Genomic DNA, 22,376 nt, shown 5'->3' on the forward strand with positions numbered 1-22,376 from the left:
GCCCGGAATCAATATGACCCAAACTACGACAGCCTCTGCAGGTGATTTTACCGGGCTCGAGGCCGAACAGGTCTGGGATACCCATCTCGCCTACGAACACCTCAAAGCGTGCGGCGAGGCCGATACCAAGCGCACCGCCGAGCGCCGCCTGAACGCTCAGGGTCTGCTGCCTGCTGAATTGGCTGAAGAAGCACTGCAAGACGAGCATGGCCGCGCCCCCAACAGAATCGTACTGGCCTGGGCCATGGAGCAAGCGCGCAAACGCCGCGATAGAGTGCTGTTCGTTCAACTGAGCCCGCTACCCAGCGGAAAGCCCTGTCTGCACGCAAACGATGCCAGGGGCGCGCGCTTCTGGGTGCCATTGGCAAATGTCGCGCGGGAGACAATTCGTACGGCCTGTGTCGCATTGCAACAACACATCGGCAAGCCCGTCGCGGTGTTTCCGCATGGCTCGTTGGTAGCCTCGATGCGCAACGCGGACGAGATGCCTGACATCCACTGCTGCGTGCAGGTCTACCAGCCGGTGCTACCGCCTCATCTCAAGCTCCACCGGTTCGATTCAATGCCCGCAGAGGCGGTATCCGAACTATCCCCGCACCTCAAGCGCCTGGAAGCAGAGAGCATTCACATCATCCGTGAGGCGGTAGCCGAGGCGCAGAATCCGGCGATGCTCTATTCCATCGGCAAAGACAGTGGCGTGATGCTCCACCTTGCCCGCAAGGCCTTCTTCCCCTCACCGCCACCCTTTCCGTTACTGCACGTAGACACGCGCTGGAAGTTTCAGGAGATGTATCTGTTCCGTGATTTCATAGCACGTGAAAGCGGCATGGACTTGCTGGTACACACCAACCCGGAAGCCATCGAAAAGAATATCAACCCTTTCGATCATGGCTCTTCGCTGCATACCGACATCACCAAAACCGAAGGGCTCAAGCAGGCGCTGGACAAGTACAAATTTGACCTCGTGTTTGGTGGCGCGCGCCGCGATGAAGAAAAATCCCGCGCCAAGGAGCGCATCTTCTCGTTTCGCAGCGCAACCCAGCGCTGGGATCCGAAAAGCCAGCGCCCGGAACTCTGGAACCTCTACAACACCCGTAAAAGCCAGGATGCCAGCATTCGAGTATTTCCCCTGTCGAACTGGACTGAACTCGATATCTGGCACTACATCTACATGGAAAACATCCCCATGGTGCCCCTGTACTTTGCCAAGTTGCGGCCTGTAGTCGTGCGTCCCGAGATGATCATGCTGGTCGACGATGAGCGCTGCAAACTGCTGCCCGGCGAAGAAATTCAGATGCGCAAAGTGCGTTTTCGCACACTAGGCTGTTACCCGCTTACAGGAGCCGTGGAGTCAGAAGCGCAGACGCCGGAAGACATCCTGCTGGAAATCATCAACACACGACAATCCGAACGGCAGGGCCGTCGAATCGATACGGATAGCGCAGGCTCCATGGAGAAGAAAAAACAAGAGGGCTACTTCTGATGGCACGCCTCAAGAAAAGCACCTCGCCCGAACAACACGCCCACAAGACGGCAACACTGAGCGAATGGCTCGAGCAGCAAGCCAATCAGGACCTGTTGCGTTTTATCACCTGCGGTAGCGTCGATGATGGCAAAAGCACGCTTATCGGCCGCTTGCTGTGGGAAGCCCAACAGGTCTTCGACGATCAGTTGAGTACGCTGCAGGCCGACTCCAAACGCCACGGCACGCAAGGTAACGACATTGACTTCGCTCTGCTCGTGGATGGCCTGGCAGCCGAGCGAGAACAGGGCATCACCATCGATGTGGCCTATCGTTTCTTCTCCACACCGCATCGCAAATTCATCGTGGCCGACACCCCTGGCCACGAGCAGTACACGCGCAACATGATCACAGGAGCCTCCACCGCCGACGTTGCGGTACTGCTGGTCGATGCGCGCCAGGGCGTGCTGACGCAAACCCGCCGGCACGCCTACCTGGCGTCACTGGTGGGCATAAAGCACATCATCCTGGCCATCAACAAGATGGATCTGGTGGCGTATGACCCCCAGGTGTTCGCTGATACCCTGGCTGCATTCAATACAGCGGCTGAGCCATTGGGATTCGACAGCATCACCGCCATCCCATTGTCGGCTCTCAGAGGCGACAACATCACCTCACGCTCGGCGCATACGCCCTGGTACCAGGGCCCGACCCTCATGGCCTGCCTGGAAACCATCGACCCTCGCCCCCCCAAGGCATTCAAAACGGTCTTCCCCGTTCAATGGGTCAACCGTCCGGATGCCAGCTTCCGAGGCTTCAGCGGCACATTGGCCTCCGGCCAGCTAGCCGTTGGCAACGAAGTGCGCGTAACGGCTTCCGGGCAAACGGCCAAAATCTCACGCATCGTCACCGCCAACGGTGATCTCGACTGCGCCAACCCGGGTGATGCAATCACGTTGGTGCTGGACCGAGAAGTCGACTCCTCAAGAGGCGACATACTGGCTCGCGCTGAGCAACCGCTGGAAATGACCGACCAGTTCGAAGCCACCCTGGTCTGGATGCACGACGAGCCTGGCCTGATAGGCCGCTCCTACGAGATCAAGCTGGCGAACCAATGGGCCAGCGCCAGCCTTACCGCACTGAAGCACCGCATAGACGTCAACACTCAAGCTCATGAATCGTGCCGCCAACTGCGGCTTAACGACATCGCAGTAGCAAACCTTGCATTGAGCAAGCCACTGGTTTTCGATACCTACGCTCAATCAAACACCCTGGGCGGATTCCTGCTGGTCGACAAATACACCCACAACACCGTCGCCGCCGGCATGATCCGCCACAACCTGCGCCGCGCACAGAACGTACACCGCCAGGCACTCAGCATTACCCGCGAGGACCGCGAACGCCTCAATGGCCATAAAGGCAAGGTCATCTGGTTCACCGGCCTTTCCGGCTCGGGAAAATCGACCATCGCCAACGCCCTGGAGAAAGAACTTTTCGCACTGGGCAAACGCACCTATATCCTCGATGGCGACAACGTTCGCCAAGGCCTGAACAAGGACCTGGGCTTCACCGATGCCGACCGGGTGGAAAATATTCGGCGTATTGCAGAAGTAGCTAGGCTAATGATGGATGCGGGAATGATTGTCATGACTGCATTTATTTCACCGTTCAGGAGAGAGCGGAAAATGGCAAAAGAGCTTATAGGGGAAAAAAACTTTCTTGAAATATACGTCAGCACATCCCTAGAAGCCTGCGAGCAACGCGATGTAAAAGGACTTTACAAAAAGGCGCGCGCGGGTCTACTGCCAAATCTATCTGGCGTGGGAAGTGCATATGAGCCACCAATTGATGCAGACATTGAGATTGACGCCGCACTAGAAGATCCTGACGCCATCGCAAGAAAGTTGCTTGAGAAGTTTAGTGCTGACTTATAATCTCAACCAGATCAAACAAGGCTTCTTAATATTGACGCGACGAGTCAATCATTAATGAAGTAAAACGCTCACCATAATACATGATGTTACCACCGCATACAGCGATAAAAAGTGGCAGCAAAGCAACAATCACCCACCCTTGAAAAAACCAAATCTAAACATGGCTATCGAAAGAAAAATAAAAAGCAATGAACCTCGACAGACACGCCATCAGTCTCAATACAAGACAGCCAAAAATGAAAGTTAACTTCATTATTGTAGGAGCGCAAAAGTGTGGAACGACAGCGCTACACGAAAGTCTAATAAAGCATCCATCAATATTCATACCAAAGAAGGAAATACATTACTTTGACAACAAGTCAATATACGAAAACGATATCAACTACCAAAACTATCACTCACACTTTCTCGAATACAAAAAACAAAGCGCGATAGGCGAGGCAACGCCAATATATTTATATTGGAATGGTGCGCTAGATCGAATAAAAAAATACAATGACAAAATTAAAATAATTGTAGTCTTGCGAAATCCAATTGAAAGAGCGTTTTCTCATTGGAATATGGAGCGAAACAGAGGAAATGAAAATCTAACCTTCCTGGAGGCCATAACTTGCGAAGCGCACCGCTGCGCCGAGGCATTACCGGAACAGCATAGAATCTACTCCTATGTAGATCGCGGCCATTATATTAAACAGCTAAACAAACTGTGGGATATATTCAACAAAGAACAGACGCTAATTATAGATAGCGGGCGACTAAAAAATTATCAGCGCGAGACTTTACTAGAGATACATAATTTCCTAGGCATTGAAAGCTCGGAGAATACAGGCTCACTACCTCACGCCCCCCCTAATAGCACACCAAGGAGTATATACAAACTCGATGTCTGACAGTGAGCGCGCGTACCTAAAAGAAGTATATTCAACAGGAATAAAAGAGTTGGAAGCAGCTCTTGGCTGGGACTGCTCAGAATGGCTGGCATGACCTGTCATACTAAAGTAGACAACTCTCAGTACCCGCTCGGGCGGCCGGACTATAAATGAGCGGCGACCCTCCAGATTTTCCCATCATTTTCGTATTGATCGCACCGCATGCCACTGCTCAAAATTTGAGCAGCAGCAGTTGAATGCCTAAGTCAGCTTTCGGTGACAATCAGGAAAAGTAATGATCCACGATGCGACGAATGTCTGGTCCCGGCACGAGGTCGCAATCCTTAAGGCGATCGATGATCGGACCACCAAGAAAATGCTCCTGCGGTAAATCGAGGATCGATGCAAGCTTGTGATTATTCGCCTCCTCTTGCATAAAAATTTCACGAGCAATCGGCGGTATCGGAAAATCACGCTTTTTTAGTAAGTCGGGCAGTACACTCGAAATTTGATGCACAATCTTTTCATAATTCCCGCGTCGATTGGCTGGTGGTAGGCCTTGATTGACAAGCCGGACAAACTCCATCAAATCAATAGATGGTGTTACGTTCTGCTCGCTAGGAGGTAGCTCCAGTATGTCGGTCAGGTTCGATAGTTCGATTGCACCCAAAAAATCTTTTAGCAGACGCCCAGAGCTGTAATCAATTACAGTCACCCTAGCTCCCGCCTCCTGCCACAATCTATAGCGCCTTAGAAAATTGTACCTTTTCTGTTTTATTGTATGTCGAATGAACTCGCCATAAGTGCGCAGTCCACCCCACTTCAGATGTTCTATATAAAGAGACCGAGAGTAGTCGACCTGATTCCTTAGAACCATAATTATGTGAACTTCACGACCAGGAAACATCTTAACCAAACGGGTGGTGTTACCAGTATCGACGTTAAAATCGAAGTGCTCGCTACTAAGTAGAAGTGTTCGACCAGCCGCCTCCTCGACTTCGTCAGCCAACTCCTCTAACGCCTTTCTCTCCATTGTTGGATCAATTGCTATATCTTGGTACTTGAAATTTAACGCCTTGGCCACCCAATAGTGATGCCCTGACTCCCTTCCTGCCCGCAAAAACTTCATGTCGTTAGATTCGAGAAGTTCTTCATTTATCCCGATGACGCTCTGAAGGTAGGTAGAGCCTGTCTTCTCAAGACCGACGTGAATATAAACTTTACCAGTCATGGGGCATCTGCTCGAACGTTGTCTGTCGCTGTCGGGTATGAAAGAATCGGCCATTTATAAGCTAGCTCATACGCTTGAGTAAAGAGTTCTCTTCGATGCATCATTTCAAGTAAATTGGCCGGAGTCTTATAGAGCGAGGTAGTCTTCGGCACGAAGATGAACTCCCCGTTAAAAGCATATTTTTTCCACAAGACCCAATCTTCCAAGTGGGATAATTCCTCCTCAAATCCACCGCAACGAGCAAACAATTGCGAACTGAAAAGCACCGCTTGAATTGGCAAATAGTTATGCTTCCGAAGAACTTCACGGTCAAATTGTTGATGGAAAAGCGGCGCAGTGAAGTGATTATGTTCGCGATACCGCCCTGCCTCTTTTTCAATATAATCGACAGGGACATCCCATGCCAACGCATATGCGGCATCGGCTTTGCTATTCACCAATGCCTGATATAGCGTTTCAATGTGATCTGGGAACAGGAGATCGTCATCATCAAGCAGCAGATAATATTTCCCATCAGCCTCAGCCATCCCCCTATTACCTGCATGAGATCGCCCTCTCTTCTCGCAGGCTATATGCCTTGCCGTATACCCAGAACCAGCTTTCCGCGCTAGATCTGCGACTAATTCGGCAGCAGAGTTACCCCCATCTTCCACCACTAGATGCTCAATTTTCGGATAAGTCTGATTGATTACTGAGATCATACACTGGCGCAAAAGCGCTCCCCGTCCAGCGACGGTACGAGTAACGACGGTGATCAGGGGTAGTTCGTCGGTATATTGGGGTAACGGTATCACTTCATGGAATGCCCCATGGCGCGAAATTTCATAGTCAAAGCTACGGAAAGGAAAGTTGGCTTTTGTACGCTCACGAGTCATAAGAAAGGCAGGAGTCATCAGTATCGCACGCGGCAGCACTGAAAGTAGCATGCGGCGACTCCCTTTGAAGCCGGCTCCTCGGGCTAACAGTTTCGACAGAATTATGAAGGCATACAGAATATCTTTTATATTGCCGTAACGTAGGCGTAAATAATAGTTAGAGAGAATGCTGCCACTGAATTGGAGCGGCTTTAATTCACCAGCCTCCTTGTAAGTATAGTGGCTCACCACTGCAGAGGGTACGTAGCGCAGTAGGTGGCCTGCTCTCCTCAGCCTGTAAGACAGCTCGACATCTTCACCATACATGAAGATTCTCTTCTCGTAGCCGCCTACCTGCAAATAGTGCTCGCGCGCGAGCAGGATGCAGGCATGCGAGGACCAATTAACACAAAGGCTAACTGGGTCAACAAATTTTGGATGTTCATATGGAGCTTGTCGTAACTCCCACGATGCTGCCTCAGGATCGTGTAGCGCCACAGCTACCACTCGGGTGATTGAGTCGACCATGAATGCGAGGTCAATATTACTGACCAAGATGAATGGAGTAGAAGCGCCACGTATTGCGAAGTCATGGCCTGCCCCAAATCCTTTATTACTTCGCGCCTCAACGGTAGCCCTAGCAAACCGCCATCCGTGAGTTTTAACCGCATCGGTTAGCCTTAAGGGGGTATCGTCGGAGGAGTCGTTGTCAACAAAAACAAGATGTATCTTGTTCAGTGGATATTTCTGATCAAGTAGGCTGACCATGAATGTTTCGAGCCAGTGCCCATTGTTGTGTGTGACGACACTGATTGTTATCTCTGGCCACTCCACGATTTCGCATTCTGGATTACGCATCAGTGCAGTGATATCCACCGAGTTGCGCATCTCAACAAGAGCATCCATTGCCTTTGCAGACTGGCTAGAGTTTGCTAATCCTGATAGTCGAAGAGCTGCTCTGTAAAAAAACTCCTTGCTTAAATAGATCATATTCTTGCAAGAACTTTGAATAACGTCGTCCACTACCCGGAATGGGCGAGTGAAACGCCATGACCGCGACCGGTAGGCCTCAAGCAATAACTCGTCGACCTCCCAGCGGACTTTTTCCATCGCGACGTAGCGTTGTTCCAGATCCTCGAAGCGGATTTTAATGTCTGCCAACTCTTGTTCTAATCTATCCTTGACTGACTCTGACATTGTTTTAACTAGATTCTGTTCATTGACTTGATTACAAAGGAATCCTTTCATTTCAGCTAGTTTATCCTCAGACATTCTTCTGTACTCAAACCATTCAGCCTTTTCATGTGCATGTAATTTAAACTGACTATCAAGATTTACTTTATGTTCGGCCAGATCTCGCTCTAGATGCTGCTGATACTCAGACCACTCAGACTTTTCGTGCGCATGCAGCTTAAACTGATTATCAAGGTTTAGTTTAAGCTCGGCCAGATCTCGCTCTAGATGCTGCTGATACTCAGACCACTCAGACTTTTCGTGCGCATGCAGCTTAAACTGATTATCAAGGTTTAGTTTAAGCTCGGCCAGATCTCGCTCTAGGTGCTGCTGATACTCAGACCACTCAGACTTTTCGTGCGCATGCAGTTTAAACTGATTATCAAGGTTTAGTTTAAGCTCGGCCAGATCTCGTTCTAGGTGCTGCTGATACTCAGACCACTCAGACTTTTCGTGCGCATGCAGTTTAAACTGATTATCAAGATTTAGTTTAAGCTCAGCCAGATCTCGCTCTAGATGCTGCTGATACTCAGACCACTCAGACTTTTCGTGCGCATGAAAATTAACAAGTTCATCAACAAAAGCATAGTCTCGCAGAATTTGGCGGTACTCGTTCTCAAAGCTAACAATTGAGGAGGGGCCTTCAACAAGAATTGCCCGATACATTCGCATCGAGAAATCAGTCAAAGTTGTTGGTAGCACCGGAGTCTCCGCCTCAGTATTATGCCGCAAAGTTTCATCAATCATCTCAGGTTCCCCTCCATCGGCGCCAAGGAAAACCCGAATTTCTTCGGTAATACTGACAGGATTAAGGATCAGACGATCATAATCTATGACCAGCCATTGCAGCCCATGGTCTGCTACTGCGCGGGCGGCTTCATAATTGTAGACGATCCAAAGGAGTATTCCATGTGTGAGTGTAAATGCATTACGGCGTTGAAGTGAAGCGGCCACCGCGATGGGATTACGCTGCACGAGAAGCACTTTAGGGCGATCGACAATATCCAACCAGAATCTCATTAAACGGCACAATCGCGGATCTTTGAATGCCACCTTGCCTTCGCCGATAGCGATTAGCCCGGAGTACCAAGTACTCGCTTCAGCTTGAAGCTCATTAGAAAACTCCTCATGAGGCATGACTCTCGCCCAGCAGCTTTTTCCACCTAGCAGACGATCATTGATCGCCACAAGGGCACGATCTTCCCAGAACCCTTTGGGATTATCTTTATCTGCACTTATCAGGTTGTCACCAAACTCATAGCCGAACGAACTCACAACACTGGCGACTGCACTAGTACCCGAGCGGTGCATACCCAATATGATGACCGGTGTAGAAGCACTTGACCCAATGCATATTGAACTACTCATAAACCAGTTACTCTTGAATCTAAGAACCGCCGCCCTATCGGGATTTTTCCCTTAAGACGCAGGGCCGGCTTCTCAATTAGCCACCAAGATCCGAAGGCAAGGACAAGCGTCACTGGCAAGGAGAGCGCAAACATACTCATGGGTGAGACGTCGATAAAATAGTGGGCTATAATCTGCTGGACAGGAAAGGCATAGATATAGATACCAAACGATATATCACCAAAGCGACCTGCCCGAAGTGCAAACAATGGAGGAAAGTAAGCGACATAAAAAATCAAATAGGAAATATAAATAGTAACCGAAACTATCCCTGCACTCCCAAAATATTGCCAAACCAGCATTGCCAGCGAAACAATCAGCAATGCCGGAAAATTTAAAGGTAGATAGTGTCGATTGACGTAAAAAAAAGATCCTATTAGGAAAAATAGTGGATTGCGGATCGACCCATCTACTTGCGTAATGGGAAATTTCTCTGGAGCCGCCAAATAGACCAGCACGCCAATAAAGAAAACGCCATTAAACACTGAGCGCTCTTTAAGTACTCCCAGTGCCCCGACAATCGCCACCCACGAGTACATCCAGACCTCAACCGGTAGCGACCATAATGAGCCATTCACGGCCGGTCCAAAAGGATTACCTTCGAATACTCCAGGAAGTCTGTACTGAATACCGTAGATCAAGGCTGTATTTGAAGCTAGAAAGCGCCAAGTGCGGGCATCCGAAAAATAGTCACCTAGTTGTAGTGTGGTGGCTAGAGGACCAACCAGTAGCACACAAAAGAGAACAGCGACAAATAAGCCAGGAAATATCCTCAGCGCCCGCGCCTCGACGAAAGCGAAGATACTGTCGCGGTTCACGTAACTGGCTGTAACAAGAAATCCGCTTACAGCGAAAAAGAGTCCAACTGCAAGTCCGCCAAGGCCAATTTTGACGTTTTCAAAGAGCCAGAAAGATATCGGATCATGTGCATTTCGCCCAATCGCTAGAGGGTAACAGTGGTAATACAGCACTGCTAACGCAGCGACTAGGCGAAGCAGTGTAAGATTATTATCTTGAGATTCTGTTGCTTGAGCAAGTGTCCGCATATTTATTCCAGGTCTAAATAATACCTTTTAAAGGTACTGGGCGAAGCTGTCCAAGCCTTATCCGGCCCACATGATTTTATCGTAAATCTTTAGAGCATCATCCACCGACTCACCCTGAATCAGACTGCCATTATTTAACACAAGACAACGATCACATAAGTTGGCAATCTGATCACGAGAGTGAGAAACTAATACCACCGTTTGACCGGAAGAAATTTTTTTCATCATGGTACGTTCGGCCTTTATCTTGAAATTGGCATCACCCACGCTTAGCACTTCATCCACCAGCAGAACATCCGGGTTGATAATGGTGCTAATAGCAAAGCCCAAACGGGCCGACATGCCGCTGGAGTATTTGTGCACCGGCTCGTCGAAGAAATCGCCCAACTCCGAATAGGCCTTTACCTCCTGCAGACGCTCCAGCACCTCGCGGCGGCTGTAGCCCAGCAACATTCCGCGGAAGATGGCATTGTCCCGCCCACTTAGGTTGCTATCGAAGCCTGCTTGCAGCGCCAACAGTGCAACTGAAGCGTCCCGATTGATCACTTTACCGCCGTCCGGGTGCAGCGCGCCTGACAAGATTTTGAGCAGGGTAGATTTGCCGGCCCCATTGGCCCCGAGGATGCCCAGTGTTTCACCTGCGTGCACATCTAGGGAAATACCTTTAAGCGGTTCGATATAGTCATTTTGGCTGGCCTTACCGCTCATTTTGAAGCGCACACTCACATCATGCAGAGAAAGAAATACCTTGCTCATCACAGCATGCCCTGCCGTACGAAGTTGCTGCGCTGACTTGTATAAATGAAGTAATTGGCCAAGAACACGACGGCGCTTGCCAGAATGACGTAGCCCAAACTAGTTAAGTCTGGCGCCTTGCCTTCCAGAAGCACCTCTCTGTAGGCGCTAATCAACTGGGCCATCGGATTATATTGGAGCCACTGGCCAATATTGCCGGGCATACTGCGGTAGTCATAAATCACCCCGGAGAGAAACATCAGTAAGGTCAGCCCCGTGGCAACCAAGTTGGCCAAGTCACGCATAAATGGAATGATCGCGGCCAATAGCATACCCAAGGCAAGCGTAAGCAGCAGCTGGCTCAGCAGAATGAGTGGCAGCCAGAGTAAGTTCCAACTTATGGCCTGCAGATCGGTCAGCAGTCCCAAGCCTAGCAGACACAACAGAGCTGGCAGTTGCTTGAAGGTGGCCTGGAAAATGTTAACCAGGGGGAAGAAAGCCGGCGCAATGTTGGTGTTGAGCATCAGTGACTGCCCGCCGACGATGCTCGTGGCGCAGTTGGAAATCGCCTTGGCAAACCACATCCATGGCACCAAGCCACAGAGCAGAAAAAGACCGTAGTTTTCCGAACCGCGATGCAGTAGGTGACCGAACAAATAGTAGTAGATAATCAAGTGCAACAGGGGCTCGATGACCACCCAAGTATAGTTGAGGCGGGTGCGGGCTGATTCGGACTTCATGTTTAGCAGGGCTTTAGTCGACACCAGTTGCATAAAGTGCAACAAGCCGACCTGACCCGGACGTTTGCGCGTCTGCTGGGGCCGCGCTGGAGCTAGTAGCTCCGCACCATATTGTGCGGCCAACCTGTAGCTACGGGCGTCTTTCATCTTACCCTGCTGCTTGCAGGACACGGCTACTTGCCTGTAAGCACGGGCAAGTTCTGGCTTTAATTCGATCACCCGCTTCCAGCGTTTTTCAGCTTGTGGCCAGTCTTCGCGCTTTTCAGCCAGCTCGGCATACTGAAGCCAAGGCTCGATATGCTCGCTGGCATGTTCACGTGCCTGCTGATTGAACGCTTCGGCGGCGTCGATGTTGCCCAGCTTTAGCTCCAGCTCAGCAGATTTAGCCAGCAGTTGCCATTGATTCGGGCAATTCCTTCTCCCGTCTGCCAAGAAAGCGGACTCCTGCTGGGAGTTATGACGCAAGGCTGCCCATTCGGCACTGGTCAGCCATACGGATGTCTGTCCGGCAAATTTGCGGCGCGCCTCAGCCAATAACTCGCCAGCACCCTGTAAGTCTCCTTGCCGCATCATGCTAATTGCGCCCTGCACCCAAGGAGCTGGGTATCCTTTATATAGATCACGGTAGGTGCGCCAAAACTCACTAGCCTCCGCCCATCGCTTTTCACGCATAGGCTTCATACCCAGTTCGAAGGCAGCGGCAGGGGAAAGTAATTCGTTATTGGACATTATTTATGTATTCCATACAGATCAAGGATTCGGCTGCCGCATTACGGCCAAACCCGCGATGTCGGTCTAATCAGTAAACATCAGCTTCAGATAAGAGCATACCAAGACTGTCCTTGCTGGAAAGGACATACGGCCCACTGTATGGCCATTGAATACCTATTTGCGGATCATTCCAGTGAATGCAGCGCTCATGAGCGGGGGCGTAGTAATCCGTTGTCTTATACAGAAACTCGGCGGTTTCCGAGAGCACAACAAAACCATGGGCAAAACCTTCCGGAACCCACAACTGGTGCTTATTCTCCGCACTCAAGTGGGCACCCACCCAATGACCAAAGGTCGATGAGTTTTTACGGATATCCACGGCCACATCAAACACTTCGCCTTGCACTACGCGCACCAGCTTGCCCTGGGGTTTTTGTATCTGGTAATGCATCCCACGCAGCACGCCTTTTAGCGAGCGCGAGTGGTTGTCCTGCACGAACTGCACCGAGCGACCAATAGCTTCTTCAAACAGGAGGTGATTAAAGCTTTCAAAGAAAAAACCCCGTTCATCGCCAAATACCTTGGGTTCGAAAAGAATGACATCAGGGATGGCTAAAGGCGTTGCTTTCATCAGTAAATGGTCTCGCTCAGAAGTCGTTTGAGGTATTGCCCGTAGCCGTTCTTGGCGAGCGGCGCTGCGAGTTTTTCAAGCTCTTCAGCCGTAATCCATTTCTGGCGATAGGCAATTTCTTCCGGGCAGGCGACTTTCAGGCCCTGGCGGTTTTCAAGGGTGGCGATGAACTGACTGGCCTCCAGCAGCGACTCATGGGTGCCGGTATCCAGCCAGGCGTATCCGCGTCCCATGATTTCAACGCTGAGTTGGCCCTGCTCCAGGTAGAGGCGATTGAGGTCGGTGATTTCCAGTTCGCCACGCGGGGAGGGTTTGAGGCTTTTGGCCAGCTCCACGACCTGATTGTCATAGAAGTAGAGGCCGGTGACGGCATAGCTGGATTTCGGCACCGTCGGTTTCTCTTCAAGGCTGATGGCCTTGCCCTGATCATCGAACTCGACCACGCCATAACGCTCGGGGTCATGTACGTGGTAAGCAAACACACTGGCGCCGTGCTCGCGCGACATCGCGCTCGTTAGCAGCTCCTGGAAATGATGACCATGGTAGATGTTGTCACCCAGCACCAGCGCCGCCAGATCGTTGCCAATGAACGCTTCACCGATCAGAAAAGCCTGGGCCAACCCATCCGGCGATGCCTGCACGGCGTAGGAAAGGCTGAGCCCCCACTTGCTACCGTCGCCCAATAGCTGTTCGAAACGCGGGGTGTCTTGCGGCGTGGAAATGATCAGGATTTCACGAATACCCGCCAGCATCAGGGTGCTCAGCGGGTAATAGATCATCGGCTTATCATAAACCGGCAGGAGCTGCTTGGAGATCGCCAGGGTCGCAGGGTGCAGGCGAGTGCCTGAGCCGCCTGCCAGGATGATGCCTTTACGTTTTAGCATGTTCATTTCTCTAGTACTTCTGTGAGCATCCGTGCCACACCGACTTGCCACTCGGGCAAGTTCAGCGCAAAGGCCTTTTGCAGTTTCTGTGTATCGAGTCGTGAGTTGTTCGGCCGTTTGGCCGGGGTCGGATAAGCGCTGCTGGGGATAGCGGCAACCTGGTTGCCGTGCACCTTGAGGGCGACACCTTCGTCCGCTGCTCGCTCCAGAACGAAGCGCGCATAGGCATGCCAGCTGGTCTCACCGGACGCAGCAAGGTGATACAGCCCTCCCAACTGGGGCTGTTTCAGGGTCGAACGAATAAGATGTGCGCTGATATCTGCCAACAGCTCAGCCCCGGTCGGCGCACCGAACTGGTCAGCAATCACGCTGAGGCTATCGCGCTCACGGGCCAGACGCAGCATGGTCTTGGCGAAGTTGTTGCCACGCGCGGCGTATACCCAACTGGTGCGCAGGATCAAATGCAGGCAGCCACTTGCCTGGATTGCGCGCTCGCCAGCCAGCTTGCTGGCACCGTATTGATTGAGGGGCGCAACAGCATCCGTTTCGCACCAGGGGCGTTCACCATCGCCGGCAAACACGTAGTCGGTGGAGTAATGCACCAGCAAACTACCCAACTGCTTGGCCTCACGAGCCAATACGGCAACAGCCTCGGCATTCACCCTAAAGGCCAGGTCAGTCTCGCTCTCGGCCTTGTCAACGGCGGTGTAGGCAGCGGCATTGACGATCACATCCGGCGCGAAACGTTGCACGGTCTCTGCCAAGCCGCCGAGGTCAGACAGGTCACCGCAGTAGTCGCTGCTTTTGGAGTCAAGCGCCAGCACGCTGCCCAATGGGGCCAGGCTACGTTGCAGCTCCCAGCCAACCTGGCCATTTTTACCTAGCAGCAATATTTTCATGCACTGCGTCCGCGATAGTTGGTTTCCATCCATTGGCGGTAATCGCCAGACAGCACGTTGTTCACCCAGGTTTGATTGTCCAGGTACCACTGCACTGTCTTGCGGATACCGGTTTCAAAGGTTTCGGCGGGTTTCCAGCCCAACTCAGTGGCCAGTTTGGTCGCATCGATCGCATAGCGCCGGTCATGCCCGGGGCGATCGGTAACGTAGGCAATTTGCTGCTGATACGGCTGGCCATCGGCGCGCGGACGTAGCTCGTCCAGCAGGGCACACACAGTGCGCACGATTTCCAGGTTGGGCTTCTCGTTCCAGCCACCCACGTTGTAGGTCTCGCCCAGCACGCCAGCTTCAAGCACGCGGCGGATGGCACTGCAGTGATCCTTGACGTAAAGCCAGTCGCGGATCTGCTGGCCGTCGCCATACACCGGCAAAGGCTTACCGGCCAGGGCGTTGACGATCATCAGCGGGATGAGCTTTTCCGGGAAATGATATGGCCCATAGTTGTTCGAGCAATTGGTGGTGAGCACCGGCAGCCCGTAGGTGTGATGGTAGGCGCGCACCAAATGGTCACTGGCCGCCTTGCTGGCCGAATATGGGCTGTTGGGCTCGTACTGATGTTTTTCTGTGAACGCCGGCTCATCCTTGCCCAAAGAGCCGTAGACCTCGTCTGTCGACACATGGAGGAAACGAAACGCCTGCTGCGCCTGGGGCTCGAGCGCCTTCCAATAAGCACGTACAGCTTCCAGCAGACGGAAGGTGCCGACGATGTTGGTCTCGATAAAATCTTCCGGCCCATGGATGGATCGGTCGACATGAGACTCCGCAGCGAAATTGAGAATGGCCCGCGGCTGATGTTCAGCCAACAAACGTGTCACCAGGGCGCTGTCACCAATATCCCCCTGAACGAATAGATGCCTGGCATCACCCTCCAGGCTGGCGAGGTTTTCCAGGTTGCCGGCATACGTCAGTTTATCCAGGTTGATCACCGGCTCATCGGACTGGGCCAGCCAGTCGAGCACGAAATTACTGCCGATGAAGCCGGCTCCGCCGGTTACAAGAATAGTCATGCGTCAGATTTTCCCGAGAATAGCCGCAGCGATCAGGCCAATATTGCCCAGCAGTGTTTGGCGGTAGATACCGCTGCGTTTTAGATGGATAAGGCGAGGGATAAGGCTCATACCACGGGCGTCAGCAAAGCGCTGAAGTACTTCCCGGTTTTCGGTTGTCAGCCTGTGCTCTAGCGTCAGTAGCGCAGAGATGTTGCAGTCATTCCAGTGCTTGAAGCGCCCCTGAAACAGCATACGGATACGTTTTGAACGAGCTGCCCAGTTGGCATTCATGCCCACCAGGTTACCGCCGTGCTGGCGATAGCGCAGTGTGGGCTTGCTGTCATAGAACACGCGACCGCCACAGCCCGTGACCACCATGTAGGCCCACCAATCGTGGGTGATCACAGACTTGTTTTCCCCGGCTTCGCGCAAGAGTTCTCGCGCAGCATTGTTGAATACCATGGTGTTGCCACCACCGATGTTCTGTATCAAGGCATTGGCGAAAGCAGGAGTTTTGGTAAACAGTGGTGATATGCCGATTTCATTATTCTCGGCATCAACCAATCGGGTGCGCGAGCAGTACAAAGCCGGAACACTGGGTGGCACAGTGGTAAGCCACTGCAATGCCCTCGATAATTTATCAGCCTCCCACACATCATCCTGATCGGAATAGGCATAGAAGTCTGCGTCGACACCGGCTCTGCAGGTTAGCGATAGGAAGTTGGCAGCAAAACCCTCCGCTGGCCCAAAATGAATGGATAAACGACCAGCAGGCCATTGCGCCTTGTACGCCATGAGAATGGAGTGCGTATTGTCCTTTGACCCATCATCAGAGGCCCAGACCTCCCAATTGGTATGGGACTGATTTGCAAAAGAGTCTAACTGTTCAGGGAGATAATGCTGACCATGAAAAGTACACAAGAGAATGGCAACTTTGGGCATTTGCTCATGATGCTCTGGTGGTAATACGGGTACTACTATTCCAGCAGCATTTACGTCATCACTAGAAGAAACCGAATTTATATTTTCGGAGTTAGGCGAGGGTACTTTCAGCTGTTCCATCAACATATCTAGTAATCAGGCACCTAGAAGGTGCCACCACATCCCACTGAAAGCTTTTAAAAACATCACTTGAGAACACTCCTATCAGACCAAGCAATACGCAGAGGCAAAACGGCTAGTCATTGCCCTCTACGAAACGGAAGCAAATCTCGTGAAATGCGAATGATTGCCCCATGCATCAGCCTGCTCATCACATAAGACCACAGCTAGCTCACCACATACAGGTGACGCAGTCTGAATTCCCTTCGGCACCATCTTACGCAAATCACGCTTTGTGTAGAGCACCACTTGTCTCGTTCAGCCCTCCAGAGAAACGCTGAAAACACCACCATTCCCAGCATCATTCCCACGCTGGCAGGACAGCGGAGCAACCCGCTGCCGCTGGGCTCCCGCCTGCGCAGGAGTGACGATAAATGGCTTTTTCAGTACATCCCTGAGGGTAAAGATGCGATTCTACATCGTTCGGAAAGCATATTTATTTAAGGATAGTCTGAAACAGGAGGTTATTTCTGACCGCCTCCGGCCCTACTGATTTCGAGAACGGTGAGCTGATCAGGCATGCCACATGTCACAGGTTTCGGCGCTTATGAGCGTTGCGAACACCTCGCTGCATCCACTTCTCTCATCCCGGGAATGTAGTCGACACAGGCTCAACAGAAACCGCGATGCATGGCGTATGGAACAACTGCTACGACTACTGGCTACCCAGATCGAGCCGGCTCGACTTCGCCATCGCCGAGCGTCTGCGCGCGGCCGGCGCACATCACCGGCCGCGCGCTTAACGTGCATAATGCGCCGATCATTTCTGCCCGGTTTGCCATGAGCACGAACACTGCCACTCCCCGTCGCCTGCGCTGGCGCAGCCTCGTGCTGTTGGCGCTGCTGCTTGCGCCACTGCTGTGGCCCGTTCACTTCCTGGCCGAGCGCTACTACCGCGAAGTGCTGATCGAGCAGAACCGGCAAACCCTCGATCTGTACGTCGCCAACCTGCTCGGTACGCTGCGTCGCTATGAGGTACTGCCGCAGATTCTTGGTGACCTTCCAGGCCTGCGCGCCGCCCTGCATTCACCTGAAGACCCCGCCGCGCTGGATAACGCCAACCGCCTCCTGGCCCGTGTGAAAAGCCAGACCGGCGCTGACGTCATCTATCTAATGAACCCGCGCGGCGTCACTCTGGCCGCCTCCAACTGGGACAAACCCGACAGCTTCGTCGCCGGCAACTTCGCCTTCCGCCCCTATTTTCGTGAAGCGCTGGCCGGGCGTCTGGGACGCTTCTTCGGTCTGGGTACAACGTCCGGCAAGCGCGGTTACTACTTCGCCTACCCGGTGCGCGAGGACGAGCACAACATCGGCGCGCTGGTGGTCAAGGTCGACCTCGACCATACCGAAACGCTATGGGGCAACACACCGGAACAGCTGCTGGTCACCGATACCAACGGCGTGGTGATTCTCACCTCGCGCCCGGACTGGCGCTTTCACGCCAGCCGGCCACTGGACCGCGTCGAGCAATCGGCCATCGCCGCCAACCAGCCCTACCCGACCCAGGCGCCACCCCTTCTCGATCTCGATCCCAACGCCTGGCTGACACAAAGCCGCGCTCTGGAAGAGACCGGCTGGACAGTGAGCATTCTCGCTCCACGCATACTGCTCGACCGCCCCGTGCGTAGTGCCGTGGCCGTAGGCGCGGCCGCCCTGCTGGCACTGCTGCTGCTGCTTGGTCTGTTGATATTGCGTCGCCGTCACTACCTCGAACGTATCGCCCTCGACGCCCGCGCCAAGGCCGAGCTGGAGCAGCGCGTCGCTGAGCGTACGCAGGATCTGGAGTTACTCAACAGCCGCCTCAAGCAGGAAGTGCTCGAGCGTGAACAGGCCCAGCAGGAACTGGTGCGCGCCCAGGACGAACTGGTCCAGACCGGCAAACTCTCGGCACTCGGCACCATGAGTGCCAGCATCAGCCACGAACTCAACCAGCCGCTGGGGGCGATCCGCAGCTATGCGGAGAACGCCAGTACTCTGCTCGATCATCAGCGCACCGACGATGCTCGCGCCAATCTCAGATTGATCAGCGAACTGACCGAGCGCATGGCCTCGATCATCGCCCACCTGCGCGCCTTCGCTCGTCGTGATCGCCACGCACCGGAGCGGGTTGCCCTGCAGCCGGCGCTGGACGATGCGCTCGCGCTGCTGGCAAAGCGCCGCCGGGCCATGGATGTGGAGCTGATCCGTGACCTGCCGGACGCCACCCTCTGGGTCCAGGCCGGTGAAACGCGGCTGCGCCAGGTGCTCGGCAATCTGCTCGGCAATGCACTCGATGCGTTGGTCGATAGAGCGCCGCAACGGCGCATCTGGATCAGCGTCGAGCATCAGGCCGAGTACCTGCACCTGCTGCTGCGCGACAATGGCCCGGGCTTCTCGCCCGAATCCCTGGCGCGCGCGCGCGAACCCTTCTTCACCACCAAGACCAGCGCCCAGGGCCTGGGGCTGGGTCTGGCCATCTGCGATAGTCTGGTGCGTGCGCTGGACGGCGAACTGCTGCTGGCCAATCATCCATCCGGCGGTGCGCTGATCACCCTGCGCCTGCGCCTGGCCACCCCCGGCGTCAATCTGCAACCCTCAGAGGACCCTTCGCCATGACCAGCGACAGCGCCATCGACAGCCGCATTCAGGTACTGCTGATCGACGACGACGCCCATCTGCGCCAGGCACTCAGCCAGACGCTCGACCTGGCCGGGCTCAAGGTCCTCAGCCTGGGCGATGCACAGGGTCTGGCCGCGCGGATTCCCGCTGGCTGGCCAGGCGTTGTGGTCAGCGATATCCGCATGCCTGGCATCGATGGCCTGCAGCTGCTGCAGCAATTGCGCGAGCGCGATGCCGAACTGCCCGTGCTGCTGATCACCGGTCACGGTGACGTGCCGCTGGCCGTGCAGGCGATGCGCGCCGGCGCCTACGATTTCCTGGAAAAACCCTTCGCCAATGATGATCTGCTCGACAGCGTACGCCGCGCGCTGGAACTGCGCCGCCTGGTGCTGGACAACCGCAGCCTGCGTATGGCGCTCAATGACCGCCAGCAACTGTCCAGCCGCCTTGTTGGCCAATCGCCGGCCATGCAACGCCTGCGCGAACAGATCGGCGCCCTTGCCAGCATCGCCACCGATGTCCTGATTCTCGGCGAGACCGGCGCCGGCAAAGAGGTGGTCGCACGCGCCCTGCACGACCTGTCCAACCGCCGCGAAGGGCCCTTCGTCGCCATCAACGCCGGCGCACTGGCCGAATCGGTGGTGGAAAGCGAGCTGTTCGGCCATGAGGCCGGCGCCTTCACCGGCGCGCAGAAACGGCGGATCGGCAAGTTCGAGTTCGCCAACGGCGGCACCCTGTTCCTCGACGAGATCGAGAGCATGAGCATGGATGTGCAGGTCAAGTTGCTGCGCCTGCTGCAGGAGCGGGTGGTCGAGCGACTCGGTGGTAATCAGCTGATCCCACTGGATATCCGCATCATTGCCGCGACCAAGGAAGATCTGCGCCAGGCTGCCGATGCCGGGCGCTTCCGCGCCGACCTCTACTACCGCCTCAACGTCGCGCCGCTGTCCATCCCGCCGCTGCGCGAGCGCGGCGAGGACGCCCTGCTGCTGTTCCAGCATTTCGCCGATGGGGCGGCCGCCCGCCATGCGCTGGCGCCGCGCGAGCTGCAGCCAGGGCAGCGCGCGCTGTTGCTACGTCATCCCTGGCCAGGCAACGTGCGCGAACTGCAGAACGCTGCCGAGCGCTTCGCGCTGGGCCTGGAACTGGCGCTCGACAGCAATGCGCCGAACCTGCCACCGGTCAACGGCGGGCTCAGCGAGCAGGTCGAAGCGTTCGAACGCGCCCTCATCGCCGCCGAGCTGAGCCGCCCACACGGCTCGCTACGCAGCCTGGCCGAAGCCCTGGGCGTGCCGCGCAAGACCCTGCACGACAAACTGCGCAAACATGGGCTGAATTTCTCCGGCGCTGGCGGAAGCTCGCCAGAGGACTTCGACTGACTGGCGGCAAACCGCCAGATCAGGACGTATCGATAGGTCGGGGAGCGCTTCGAAAGGCCCGCGCCGCGATTGGCCAGAAGCCATCAAGGCCGCTGGCCAAGGGCTTTCGCGCACTTGTCATGCGTATGCCACAGAGGTCTGGCACAAGGGTTGCTCTGGATTTGCCCCACGCGAACCCACAAGTACAAGTCCAGGCCTCGCTAATGCCACCGGCGTTTTTCTCCAAGCCGCCTAGACTTGCTCTTGTCCGTTCGTCAGCTGCGCCCCTCGGCGCAAATGCGATAAACACAACAAGAGGAAGCATCCGCATGTTCAAACTGACTGCCAAGGCGCTGGCTTGCGCCCTGTCCCTGTCCATCGCTGGCGTGGTTCACGCTGCCGACCCGATCGTCATCAAGTTCTCCCACGTGGTTGCCGAGCACACCCCGAAAGGTCAGGGTGCCGTTCTGTTCAAGCAACTGGCTGAAGAACGTCTGGGCGACAAGGTCAAGGTCGAGGTCTACCCGAACTCCTCGCTGTTCGGCGACGGCAAGGAAATGGAAGCGCTGCTGCTCGGCGACGTCCAGATCATCGCCCCGTCCCTGGCCAAGTTCGAGCAATACACCAAGCAGCTGCAAGTATTCGACCTGCCGTTCCTGTTCGACGACATGGCTGCAGTCGATCGCTTCCAGAAAGGTCCGGAAGGCCAGAAACTGCTGACCTCCATGACCGACAAGGGCATTACCGGCCTGGCCTACTGGCACAACGGCCTGAAGCAGCTGTCGGCCAACAAGGCGCTGCTGGAGCCGAAAGACGCCCGTGGCCTGAAGTTCCGCGTACAGGCGTCTGCCGTACTGGAAGAGCAGTTCAAGGCCGTGCGCGCCAACCCGCGCAAGATGAGCTTCGCCGAGGTTTACCAAGGTCTGCAGACCGGCGTGGTCAACGGTGCCGAAAACCCTTACTCGAACATCTACAGCCAGAAGATGCACGAAGTGCAGAAGTACATCACCGAGTCCAACCATGGCCTGCTGGACTACATGCTGATCACCAACACCAAGTTCTGGGAAGGTCTGCCGGCTGACGTACGCGACGAGCTGAACAAGATCATCGCCGAGGTCACCGTCGAGGTGAACAAGCAGGCTGACGCCCTCAACGAAGGCGACAAGCAGCGCATCGTCGAAGCAGGCACCACCGAGATCCTGAGCCTGACTCCTGAGCAGCGCGGCCAATGGCGCGACGCCATGCAGCCGGTATGGAAGAAGTTCGAAGGTGAGATCGGCGCTGACCTGATCAAGGCCGCGCAAGCTGCCAACCAGTAATAAGGCCGGAGAGCCGTAGGGTGGGCAGAGCGTCGATGCTCTGACCCACCACGACGCCCGCGACGGGCGTCGATCAACGCTGTAATCGGTGGGCCGGCTACCGTCCCACCCTACGCCCTTTCCATTCGGGAGAACCGACCATGAACGCCTTGCGGCGCGTCTGGGAGCACTTCGAGGAAGGCTTCATTGCTTTCCTCCTGGCGGCCATGACGCTGATCACTTTCGTCTACGTGATCCTCAACAACTTCTACACCCTGTTTTATTGGCTGGGTGACTATTTCGGCGGTAACGAGTTTTTGCTCGGTATCGGCGACG

16 protein-coding genes and 1 pseudogene are annotated in these 22,376 nt (G+C 54.4%); 7 read left to right on the forward strand and 10 right to left on the reverse strand.

Annotation, left to right across the window (positions count from 1 at the left end):
- Positions 1–13 precede the first annotated feature (13 nt).
- From cysD to GV002_RS20840, 3 genes are all read left to right on the forward strand, one after another.
- Positions 14–1,483, forward strand: a complete 1,470-nt coding sequence (gene cysD, locus GV002_RS20830) for a sulfate adenylyltransferase subunit CysD (protein ID WP_160020148.1) — start codon at positions 14–16, stop codon at positions 1,481–1,483.
- Complete coding sequence (gene cysN / locus GV002_RS20835; protein WP_160020149.1) at positions 1,483–3,396, forward strand: sulfate adenylyltransferase subunit CysN; 1,914 nt, start codon at positions 1,483–1,485, stop codon at positions 3,394–3,396. The genes cysD and cysN overlap by 1 nt, the downstream gene beginning before the upstream one ends.
- A 188-nt stretch (positions 3,397–3,584) precedes the next feature.
- Positions 3,585–4,286: a sulfotransferase domain-containing protein gene (locus tag GV002_RS20840; RefSeq protein ID WP_160020150.1), complete on the forward strand. Its 702-nt coding sequence runs from the start codon at positions 3,585–3,587 to the stop codon at positions 4,284–4,286.
- A gap of 262 nt (positions 4,287–4,548) precedes the next feature.
- On the opposite strand, the gene GV002_RS20845 is transcribed toward GV002_RS20840, so the two are convergent.
- The 10 genes from GV002_RS20845 to GV002_RS20890 all read right to left on the reverse strand — a co-directional run bounded on the left by GV002_RS20845 (position 4,549) and on the right by GV002_RS20890 (position 16,747).
- Entirely contained in the window at positions 4,549–5,496 is a 948-nt protein-coding gene (locus GV002_RS20845; RefSeq protein ID WP_160020151.1) for a hypothetical protein, read from the reverse strand.
- Positions 5,493–8,951 carry a glycosyltransferase gene (locus GV002_RS20850; protein ID WP_160020152.1) on the reverse strand — a complete coding sequence of 1,153 codons (3,459 nt, stop codon included), beginning with the start codon at positions 8,949–8,951 and terminating at the stop codon, positions 5,493–5,495. Before GV002_RS20850 ends, GV002_RS20845 begins: the two co-directional genes overlap by 4 nt.
- Complete coding sequence (locus GV002_RS20855) at positions 8,948–10,036, reverse strand: acyltransferase family protein (RefSeq protein WP_160020153.1); 1,089 nt, start codon at positions 10,034–10,036, stop codon at positions 8,948–8,950. Before GV002_RS20855 ends, GV002_RS20850 begins: the two co-directional genes overlap by 4 nt.
- Positions 10,037–10,093: 57 nt before the next feature.
- The gene (locus GV002_RS20860) at positions 10,094–10,792 is read right to left on the reverse strand and encodes an ABC transporter ATP-binding protein (RefSeq protein ID WP_160020154.1); all 699 of its coding nucleotides are present in this window, start codon (positions 10,790–10,792) and stop codon (positions 10,094–10,096) included.
- Positions 10,792–12,240: an ABC transporter permease gene (locus GV002_RS20865; protein ID WP_160020155.1), complete on the reverse strand. Its 1,449-nt coding sequence runs from the start codon at positions 12,238–12,240 to the stop codon at positions 10,792–10,794. The genes GV002_RS20860 and GV002_RS20865 overlap by 1 nt, the downstream gene beginning before the upstream one ends.
- A 70-nt stretch (positions 12,241–12,310) precedes the next feature.
- Entirely contained in the window at positions 12,311–12,853 is a 543-nt protein-coding gene (gene rfbC, locus GV002_RS20870) for a dTDP-4-dehydrorhamnose 3,5-epimerase (protein WP_160020156.1), read from the reverse strand.
- Entirely contained in the window at positions 12,853–13,737 is an 885-nt protein-coding gene (gene rfbA / locus GV002_RS20875) for a glucose-1-phosphate thymidylyltransferase RfbA (RefSeq protein ID WP_160020157.1), read from the reverse strand. Before rfbA ends, rfbC begins: the two co-directional genes overlap by 1 nt.
- 2 nt (positions 13,738–13,739) lie before the next feature.
- The gene (rfbD, locus tag GV002_RS20880) at positions 13,740–14,636 is read right to left on the reverse strand and encodes a dTDP-4-dehydrorhamnose reductase (RefSeq protein WP_256667153.1); all 897 of its coding nucleotides are present in this window, start codon (positions 14,634–14,636) and stop codon (positions 13,740–13,742) included.
- Complete coding sequence (rfbB, locus tag GV002_RS20885) at positions 14,633–15,703, reverse strand: dTDP-glucose 4,6-dehydratase (RefSeq protein ID WP_160020159.1); 1,071 nt, start codon at positions 15,701–15,703, stop codon at positions 14,633–14,635. The genes rfbD and rfbB overlap by 4 nt, the downstream gene beginning before the upstream one ends.
- 3 nt (positions 15,704–15,706) lie before the next feature.
- Complete coding sequence (locus GV002_RS20890) at positions 15,707–16,747, reverse strand: glycosyltransferase family 2 protein (RefSeq protein WP_160020160.1); 1,041 nt, start codon at positions 16,745–16,747, stop codon at positions 15,707–15,709.
- Between the two features lie 819 nt (positions 16,748–17,566).
- Between GV002_RS20890 and GV002_RS20895 the strand changes: the two genes are divergently transcribed.
- The 4 genes and pseudogenes from GV002_RS20895 to GV002_RS20910 all read left to right on the forward strand — a co-directional run.
- The gene (locus tag GV002_RS20895; protein WP_160020161.1) at positions 17,567–19,381 is read left to right on the forward strand and encodes a sensor histidine kinase; all 1,815 of its coding nucleotides are present in this window, start codon (positions 17,567–17,569) and stop codon (positions 19,379–19,381) included.
- Positions 19,378–20,763 (forward strand): sigma-54-dependent transcriptional regulator, encoded by a 1,386-nt coding sequence (locus tag GV002_RS20900; protein WP_160020162.1) that lies wholly within the window; start codon positions 19,378–19,380, stop codon positions 20,761–20,763. Before GV002_RS20895 ends, GV002_RS20900 begins: the two co-directional genes overlap by 4 nt.
- A 308-nt stretch (positions 20,764–21,071) precedes the next feature.
- The gene (dctP, locus tag GV002_RS20905; RefSeq protein ID WP_160020163.1) at positions 21,072–22,061 is read left to right on the forward strand and encodes a C4-dicarboxylate TRAP substrate-binding protein DctP; all 990 of its coding nucleotides are present in this window, start codon (positions 21,072–21,074) and stop codon (positions 22,059–22,061) included.
- 140 nt (positions 22,062–22,201) lie between these two features.
- Positions 22,202–22,376: pseudogene (locus GV002_RS20910) on the forward strand (C4-dicarboxylate ABC transporter); the annotation flags it as partial.

It is taken from the genome of Pseudomonas sp. 8O, assembly GCF_902506495.1.
Taxonomy (GTDB): Bacteria; Pseudomonadota; Gammaproteobacteria; order Pseudomonadales; family Pseudomonadaceae; genus Aquipseudomonas; species Aquipseudomonas chaetocerotis.

Coding starts and splice junctions, on each gene's coding strand:
- dctP (WP_160020163.1), top strand. CDS start 21,072: ATGTTCAAACTGACTGCCAAGGCGCTGGCTTGCGCCCTGTCCCTGTCC.
- cysN (WP_160020149.1), top strand. CDS start 1,483: ATGGCACGCCTCAAGAAAAGCACCTCGCCCGAACAACACGCCCACAAG.
- GV002_RS20865 (WP_160020155.1), bottom strand. CDS start 12,240: ATGTCCAATAACGAATTACTTTCCCCTGCCGCTGCCTTCGAACTGGGT.
- rfbB (WP_160020159.1), bottom strand. CDS start 15,703: ATGACTATTCTTGTAACCGGCGGAGCCGGCTTCATCGGCAGTAATTTC.
- rfbD (WP_256667153.1), bottom strand. CDS start 14,636: ATGAAAATATTGCTGCTAGGTAAAAATGGCCAGGTTGGCTGGGAGCTG.
- GV002_RS20890 (WP_160020160.1), bottom strand. CDS start 16,747: ATGGAACAGCTGAAAGTACCCTCGCCTAACTCCGAAAATATAAATTCG.
- GV002_RS20840 (WP_160020150.1), top strand. CDS start 3,585: ATGAACCTCGACAGACACGCCATCAGTCTCAATACAAGACAGCCAAAA.
- GV002_RS20850 (WP_160020152.1), bottom strand. CDS start 8,951: ATGAGTAGTTCAATATGCATTGGGTCAAGTGCTTCTACACCGGTCATC.
- GV002_RS20895 (WP_160020161.1), top strand. CDS start 17,567: ATGAGCACGAACACTGCCACTCCCCGTCGCCTGCGCTGGCGCAGCCTC.
- GV002_RS20855 (WP_160020153.1), bottom strand. CDS start 10,036: ATGCGGACACTTGCTCAAGCAACAGAATCTCAAGATAATAATCTTACA.
- cysD (WP_160020148.1), top strand. CDS start 14: ATGACCCAAACTACGACAGCCTCTGCAGGTGATTTTACCGGGCTCGAG.
- GV002_RS20860 (WP_160020154.1), bottom strand. CDS start 10,792: ATGAGCAAGGTATTTCTTTCTCTGCATGATGTGAGTGTGCGCTTCAAA.
- GV002_RS20900 (WP_160020162.1), top strand. CDS start 19,378: ATGACCAGCGACAGCGCCATCGACAGCCGCATTCAGGTACTGCTGATC.
- rfbC (WP_160020156.1), bottom strand. CDS start 12,853: ATGAAAGCAACGCCTTTAGCCATCCCTGATGTCATTCTTTTCGAACCC.
- rfbA (WP_160020157.1), bottom strand. CDS start 13,737: ATGCTAAAACGTAAAGGCATCATCCTGGCAGGCGGCTCAGGCACTCGC.
- GV002_RS20845 (WP_160020151.1), bottom strand. CDS start 5,496: ATGACTGGTAAAGTTTATATTCACGTCGGTCTTGAGAAGACAGGCTCT.